Here is a 5,872-nt window from a genome sequence, read left to right as displayed (position 1 = left end):
ACGCCGATCTGCGGCTTGGCCCAGTCGTCGTCACCCATACCGACCGCCCGCAGCATTCCGCGCGCGGCGGTTTTCTCGAGGCCGTCGGTGACGTCGCGGCTGCGGGGCTTGATGTCGATGGAACCGGGCTCTGAGGGCATGAGTGTCAGTATGCTCGCTGCGTTTCGCCCGGCAAAACTATTATGCATACCCCGGAGGGGTACCGGTACGCTGGAGCTATGACCGCCTCACACGGCTACACGGCCAACAAGGACAACTATGCGAAACGGCTGCGCCGCATCGAAGGCCAAGTCCGCGGTGTCGCAAAGATGATCGAGGACGACAAGTACTGCATCGACGTGCTGACCCAGATCAGCGCCGTCAACAGCGCCCTGCAGTCCGTCGCGCTCGGTCTGCTCGACGAACACCTCGGTCACTGCGTCACGCAGGCGGTCGCCGAGGGTGGCGGCGAAGCCGACACGAAGCTGGCCGAGGCGTCGGCCGCCATCGCCCGCCTCGTGCGGTCCTGACTACATGCGGTCCTGACTACGCGTCGAGCTCCCGGTCGATCCGCTCGACCTTCGCCGTCAGCTGACCCGTATGTCCGGGACGGATGTCGGCCTTCAGCACCAGGCTCACCCGAGGCGCCGCGGCCGCGATCGCATCGACCGCCTGCTTCACCACCGTCATCACCTCATCCCATTCGCCCTCGATGTTGGTGAACATCGCGTTGGTCTCGTTGGGCAGGCCAGAGGCGCGGACGATACGGACAGCCTCGGCGACGGCCGAACCCACGCCGCCGGTTTCGTCGCCGCCTGACGGGCTGACACTGAACGCGACCAACACGGCTACTGCTTCGTGTAGCCGGTCGGGCGTACCACGATGATCACCCGGTCGGCCTTGTCGGGCGGCGGCTCGGTCAGTGGGCCGCTGTAGCGGTCGTTGAGCTCGAGATAGAACGCGCCCGTCGGGTCCGGCGCGATCTCCTCGACGACGCCGCGGACCTCGAGATAGCGGTACGGATTGTCGGGATCGACAATCGACATCGCGATGTTCGGGTTCGCCTCGACGTTGCGGAACTTCTGCCGCTTGTTGGTATGGGTGAACCGCAGCAGTTCGCCGTCCCACGCGAACCACATCGGATTGACCTGCGGATTGCCGTCCGGCCTGATCGTGGCCAGATGCCCGTAATTGGGGCCCTCCAGCAGCGACTCGTATCCCTCGGGAATGTCGGCCATCTGATTCCTCTCCTTGCCGATACCGTGATGTAGCTCGATATGACCATCGACAACACCACCATGCCAACCCGGGCGTGGACACCCCGAATCGCCGTACAGCTGACGGTGCTGTCATCGGCCGCATTCGTCTACGTCACAGCAGAGATGGTTCCGGTGGGTGCGATGCCCGACATCGCGAGCGACCTGCGGGTCAGCGCCGCCCTCGTCGGCACGCTACTGGCCGGGTATGCACTCGTTGCGGCGGTGACGACGGTGCCACTCGTCCGGCTGACCGCGCACTGGCCCCGGCGCCGCACTCTGATGGTGACGTTGGCGTGTTTGACTGCATCCCAACTGATTTCAGCCGTTGCACCGAACTTCGCGGTGCTGGCGGGCGGCCGGGTGCTGTGCGCGGTGACGCACGGGCTGATGTGGTCGGTGGTCGCGCCCATCGGCGCACGCCTTGTGCCCGCGACGCACACGGCGCGGGCGACCACCGCCATCTACGTCGGAACCACCCTCGCGCTCGTCGCAGGCAACCCGCTCACGGCGGCGATGAGTGAGGCGTGGGGGTGGCGGCAGGCCGTCGCCTTGGTCACCGTCGCCGCGGCAGCCGTGACGATCGGGGCGTGGGCGACGCTTCCGCCGATGGTGCTGCCGGCGGGCGACGCCGGTTCCGTGCGGACCGGAGAACGCCACCACCGCAACCGCCGACTGGTGACGCTGAGTGGCCTGACGCTCCTCGGCGTTACCGGCCACTTCATCTCCTACACCTTCATCGTGCTGATCATCCGCGAGGTGGTCGGCGTGCACGGGACGCAGCTGGCCTGGCTGCTCGCCGGCTTCGGCGTCGCGGGCCTGCTCGGAATGGCGGTGATGGCCCGACCGTCTGATCGACATCCCAAGGCCTCGGTCGTCGGCTGCCTCGCCGCGATGACGACCGCATTCGCAGTGCTGACCGGCCTGGCGGTCGACAGACATATAGGGGCCACGACGGCCGCGGTCGGCGCTGCGGCGATCCTTCTGTGGGGCGCGGCGTCGATGGCGCTGTCGCCGGTCTTGCAGGCCGCGGCCATGCGCACCGCTCCCAGCGACCCCGACGGGGCCTCCGGTCTGTACGTCACCGCATTCCAGGTCGGAATCATGGCCGGTGCGCTTCTCGGTGGCCTGCTCTATGAACAGGGCGGGCCTGCGCTGATGGTCGCGGCGTCTACCGCAGCATTGGCCATCGCCCTGGGCGCCGTGGCGGCGACTCGAAGCCTGTTCGCACTTCGTACAGGTAACCAGCAGGAAGTAACGTTCGACACCCCGGCCCGATGAATACACCAGCTCAGCGTCATTCTCTGGACAGCTGTCCGGGTTGGGGAAGCCCTCTACGGCGTTAGCCGGTCCTCGCGCTGTGCGAGACTGGTCGCAGCTTTGACTGGAGGTGTACGCATGCCGCAGCGCAGAATGCGGAAGGTTGTGACCGCGACGATCGCGGCTGGTTTGACCGCTGGAATGGTGTTCGGTAGCCCCTTGGCGTTCGCCGATCCCGAACCGGCCCCCGATCCGTTCGGTCCCGTTCCGGGCCCGATTCCGGCCGCCGACGCGCCCATGCCGGAGGCTCCGATCGACCCGGCCGCCGCAATCGTTCCGCCCCCGGCGCCGCCGAGCGGTCCCGCCGAGGTCGCGCCACCTGCGGACCCGCTGGCCGTGCCAGCACCCCCGCCCGCAGACCCGTTCGCGCCGCCGGCCGACCCCCTCGCGCCGGCAGCTGGTCCGGCAGCACCGCCCGCCGACCCGTTCACCGCGCGGCCGACGACCGTTCCCGAAGGCACCCCTGCGGGTCAGAACCCGACGCCGTATACCGGTGACCCGGTGTTCCTGCCGCCGTCCTTCAACCCGGTCAACGGCTCCATGGTCGGTGTGGGCAAGCCGATCATCATCAACTTCCAGCGGCCGATCGTCGACCGCCCGATGGCCGAGCAGGCCATCCACATCTCGTCGAACCCGCCCGTGCCAGGCAAGTTCTACTGGATGAGCGCCACGCAGGTGCGCTGGCGCCCGCTCGACCTCTGGCCCAAGGACACGACCGTCCTCATCGATGCCAGCGGCGCCAAGTCGACGTTCCGCACCGGTGAGTCGCTGGTCGCCACCATCGACGACAAGACGCATCAGATGACGGTCACCCGCAACGGCAAGGTCGAGAAGACCTTCCCGGTGTCGATGGGCAAGCCCGACGGCAAGCACGAAACCAAGAACGGCACCTATTACGTGCTGGAGAAGTTCGCCGACATCGTGATGGACTCCGCGACCTACGGCGTCCCGAACACGTCGCCGGAGGGCTACAAGCTGAAGGTGCAGGACGCGGTCCGGATCGACAACAGCGGCTCGTTCGTCCACAGCGCTCCGTGGTCGACCGGCGACCAGGGCAAGCGCAACGTCAGCCACGGCTGCATCAACCTCAGCCCGGCCAACGCGCAGTGGTTCTACGACAACTTCGGCAGTGGCGACCCGATCGTCATCAAGAACTCCGTCGGCACCTACAACCAGAACGACGGCGCGCAGGACTGGCAGATCTGACGCAATTCGTTGCGACATTGACCTGACCGCGACCAGGATGGGTTATGGCCCATCGGCCGCGCGTCCTCGCCGTGATCGTGCTGTTGATCGTGGCCGCCGTCGCGCTGCACGGATACCTGCCCGGCGTCGAGACGCCGCCGCGCGACCGGCCGACAAGTAGCCTCGCCAGCCTGTTCGCGGTCGTCGCGATGGTCGTGGTGTCGATGGCGATCATCGTGATCGCGATCGTCACGCAGTCCCGCAAGCGACCCGCCTCCCATGGCGCGGGCGAACCCTTGCGGAAGATCGCCGGGGAACGACGGCCGCTGACGTGGCGGATGGTCCTCATCGCGGTGGCCGTGGTGATCGCGTGGCTGCTTCTGGTCGCGCTGCTGTCGCGGATGAACGCGCAGTTGGGCGTCGAGGCGCCGCAGCCCGACGCGGGCACGCCGCCGCCGTCCGGCACACCCACACCCCCGACGGAGCAGCCGGAGGCTCCCGAGCCGTCGTCCGGCATCTTCTCGCTGTTGGCCGGGTCGATGGTATTGCTGATGATGGTGGTCTTCGTCGGCGCCGCGATCATGGGCCGCAGGCAGCGCCGGCGTGCGATTACGCCGGTCGCGCCGGACGGCGAATACCGGCCTGCCGCAACGACGTCGGCGCCGGATCCGCTGGCCCGGGCCGCAGAGCTGGGGCTTGCCGAGGCGGGCGATCTGAGCCGCGAACCACGAGAGGCGATCATCGCGTGCTACGCCGCCATGGAGCGTGAACTCGAGAACTCTCCGGAAATCGGTCCGCGCGAATGGGATACACCGTCGGAAGTCCTGGCCCGCGCTGTCGAACACCACGCTCTTCGGGCCGACAGCGCGACCCAGCTCGTCGACTTGTTCGAAGAGGCGCGGTTCAGCCCGCATGTGATGACCGAAGAACACCGTGAGGTCGCGGTGCGGGTGCTGAGCCTCGTGCTCGACGAACTGCGGAGCCCCGCATGACCCTCAAGAAGCTGGTGGCCGCGGGCCTGTGTCTGGTGATCGGCGTGCAGGTGCTGGCGATGCTGTCACCCGACCGGCGCTTCGTTCTGGTGATCGTCGGCGTCGCGGTGGCCCTGGTGCTGCTCGCGCTGCGCTGGTACCTGGCGCGCGGATCGGGTGACGCGCCTGTCGAGCCGCCGATCAACGACGCCGAGGAGTCGTTGCGTCGCTGGCTGTCCCGGACCGAGACGCTGATCTCGTGGTCGGAGTCCACCCGGTCGGACTGGGACCGCCACCTACGCCCGATGCTCGCGCGACAGTTCGGCATCGCGACGGGTCAGAAGCAGAACAAGGACCGCGACGGGTTCGCGTCCACCGGGCGGATGCTCTTCGGCGACGAACTGTGGGCCTGGGTGGATCCTGAAAACGTCGCGCGAACCAATCAGCACGTGCCGGGCCCAGGCCGCGGCGCGCTCGACGAAATCCTACGGAAGCTGGAGCAGGTATGACCCCCTCGTCATTGCCGGCAGCAACGACCACTGCCAACTGCGAAGCGGTGCTGGACGAGATCCAGCGCGTCGTGGTGGGGAAGCGGTGGGCACTGTCGTTGATCCTCACGTCGGTGCTCGCGCGAGGGCACGTCTTGATCGAGGACCTTCCCGGCCTTGGCAAGACGTTGATCGCGCGGTCCTTCGCGGCGGCACTGGGTTTGGAGTTCACCCGCGTGCAGTTCACGCCGGACCTGCTGCCCGCCGACCTGCTCGGGTCGACGGTGTACGACATGCAGTCGGGCCGCTTCGAATTCCGGTCGGGGCCGATCTTCACCAACCTGCTGCTTGCCGATGAGATCAACCGGACCCCGCCGAAGACCCAGGCCGCACTGCTCGAGGCGATGGCCGAACGTCAGGTCAGCATCGACGGCGTCACCCACCGGCTACCCGACCCGTTCATCGTGCTGGCCACCGACAACCCGATCGAATACGAGGGCACCTATCCGCTGCCCGAGGCGCAGCTGGACCGCTTCGCGATCAGGCTCGAACTGCGGTATCTGTCCGAACAGGAGGAGACGTCGATGCTGCGCCGCCGCCTGGAGCGGGGATCGGCCGAGCCGACCGTGAATCAGGTTGTGGACGCCCATGATCTGGTCGCGATGCGGGAATC

At 67.5% G+C, this 5,872-nt stretch carries 9 protein-coding genes; 6 read left to right on the top strand and 3 right to left on the bottom strand.

What is annotated here, in order from left to right:
* Positions 1-140, bottom strand: a 140-nt coding sequence (locus QOJ24_RS13750) for a hypothetical protein (RefSeq protein WP_526262021.1), incomplete at its 3' end; no start/stop codon positions are given.
* Between the two features lie 78 nt (positions 141-218).
* On the opposite strand from QOJ24_RS13750, the gene ricR reads away from it, so the two are divergent.
* Positions 219-509: a copper-sensing transcriptional repressor RicR gene (gene ricR, locus QOJ24_RS13745; RefSeq protein WP_526262019.1), complete on the top strand. Its 291-nt coding sequence runs from the start codon at positions 219-221 to the stop codon at positions 507-509.
* A 16-nt stretch (positions 510-525) separates the two neighbouring features.
* Here ricR and QOJ24_RS13740 read toward each other — a convergent pair whose 3' ends face one another.
* Both QOJ24_RS13740 and QOJ24_RS13735 read right to left on the bottom strand, forming a co-directional pair.
* Positions 526-825: a thiamine-binding protein gene (locus QOJ24_RS13740; protein ID WP_526262017.1), complete on the bottom strand. Its 300-nt coding sequence runs from the start codon at positions 823-825 to the stop codon at positions 526-528.
* A 2-nt stretch (positions 826-827) separates the two neighbouring features.
* On the bottom strand, positions 828-1,217 hold the full coding sequence (locus QOJ24_RS13735) for a PPOX class F420-dependent oxidoreductase (protein ID WP_526262015.1): 390 nt from the start codon (positions 1,215-1,217) through the stop codon (positions 828-830).
* A gap of 39 nt (positions 1,218-1,256) precedes the next feature.
* Between QOJ24_RS13735 and QOJ24_RS13730 the strand changes: the two genes are divergently transcribed.
* From QOJ24_RS13730 to QOJ24_RS13710, 5 genes are all read left to right on the top strand, one after another.
* Positions 1,257-2,516, top strand: a complete 1,260-nt coding sequence (locus tag QOJ24_RS13730; protein ID WP_526262013.1) for an MFS transporter — start codon at positions 1,257-1,259, stop codon at positions 2,514-2,516.
* 117 nt (positions 2,517-2,633) lie between these two features.
* Positions 2,634-3,761, top strand: a complete 1,128-nt coding sequence (locus tag QOJ24_RS13725) for a L,D-transpeptidase (RefSeq protein WP_526262011.1) — start codon at positions 2,634-2,636, stop codon at positions 3,759-3,761.
* A gap of 44 nt (positions 3,762-3,805) precedes the next feature.
* Entirely contained in the window at positions 3,806-4,732 is a 927-nt protein-coding gene (locus tag QOJ24_RS13720; RefSeq protein WP_526262010.1) for a DUF4129 domain-containing protein, read from the top strand.
* Positions 4,729-5,220 carry a hypothetical protein gene (locus tag QOJ24_RS13715; RefSeq protein WP_526262008.1) on the top strand — a complete coding sequence of 164 codons (492 nt, stop codon included), beginning with the start codon at positions 4,729-4,731 and terminating at the stop codon, positions 5,218-5,220. The genes QOJ24_RS13720 and QOJ24_RS13715 overlap by 4 nt, the downstream gene beginning before the upstream one ends.
* A partial coding sequence (locus QOJ24_RS13710) for an ATP-binding protein (RefSeq protein WP_526262006.1) occupies positions 5,217-5,872 on the top strand: 656 nt, incomplete at its 3' end. The genes QOJ24_RS13715 and QOJ24_RS13710, both read left to right, overlap by 4 nt.

Origin of the sequence: Mycobacterium sp., assembly GCF_032159775.1 — a bacterium.
GTDB lineage: Bacteria > Actinomycetota > Actinomycetes > Mycobacteriales > Mycobacteriaceae > Mycobacterium.
The sequence above is the reverse complement of the archived record's forward strand: the minus strand, read 5'-3'. Positions and strand labels throughout refer to the sequence as shown.

Bases quoted from the DNA above. Each gene is read 5' to 3' on its own strand.
- QOJ24_RS13730 (WP_526262013.1), top strand. From the start codon at position 1,257: ATGACCATCGACAACACCACCATGCCAACCCGGGCGTGGACACCCCGA.
- QOJ24_RS13725 (WP_526262011.1), top strand. From the start codon at position 2,634: ATGCCGCAGCGCAGAATGCGGAAGGTTGTGACCGCGACGATCGCGGCT.
- QOJ24_RS13715 (WP_526262008.1), top strand. From the start codon at position 4,729: ATGACCCTCAAGAAGCTGGTGGCCGCGGGCCTGTGTCTGGTGATCGGC.
- QOJ24_RS13735 (WP_526262015.1), bottom strand. From the start codon at position 1,217: ATGGCCGACATTCCCGAGGGATACGAGTCGCTGCTGGAGGGCCCCAAT.
- ricR (WP_526262019.1), top strand. From the start codon at position 219: ATGACCGCCTCACACGGCTACACGGCCAACAAGGACAACTATGCGAAA.
- QOJ24_RS13720 (WP_526262010.1), top strand. From the start codon at position 3,806: ATGGCCCATCGGCCGCGCGTCCTCGCCGTGATCGTGCTGTTGATCGTG.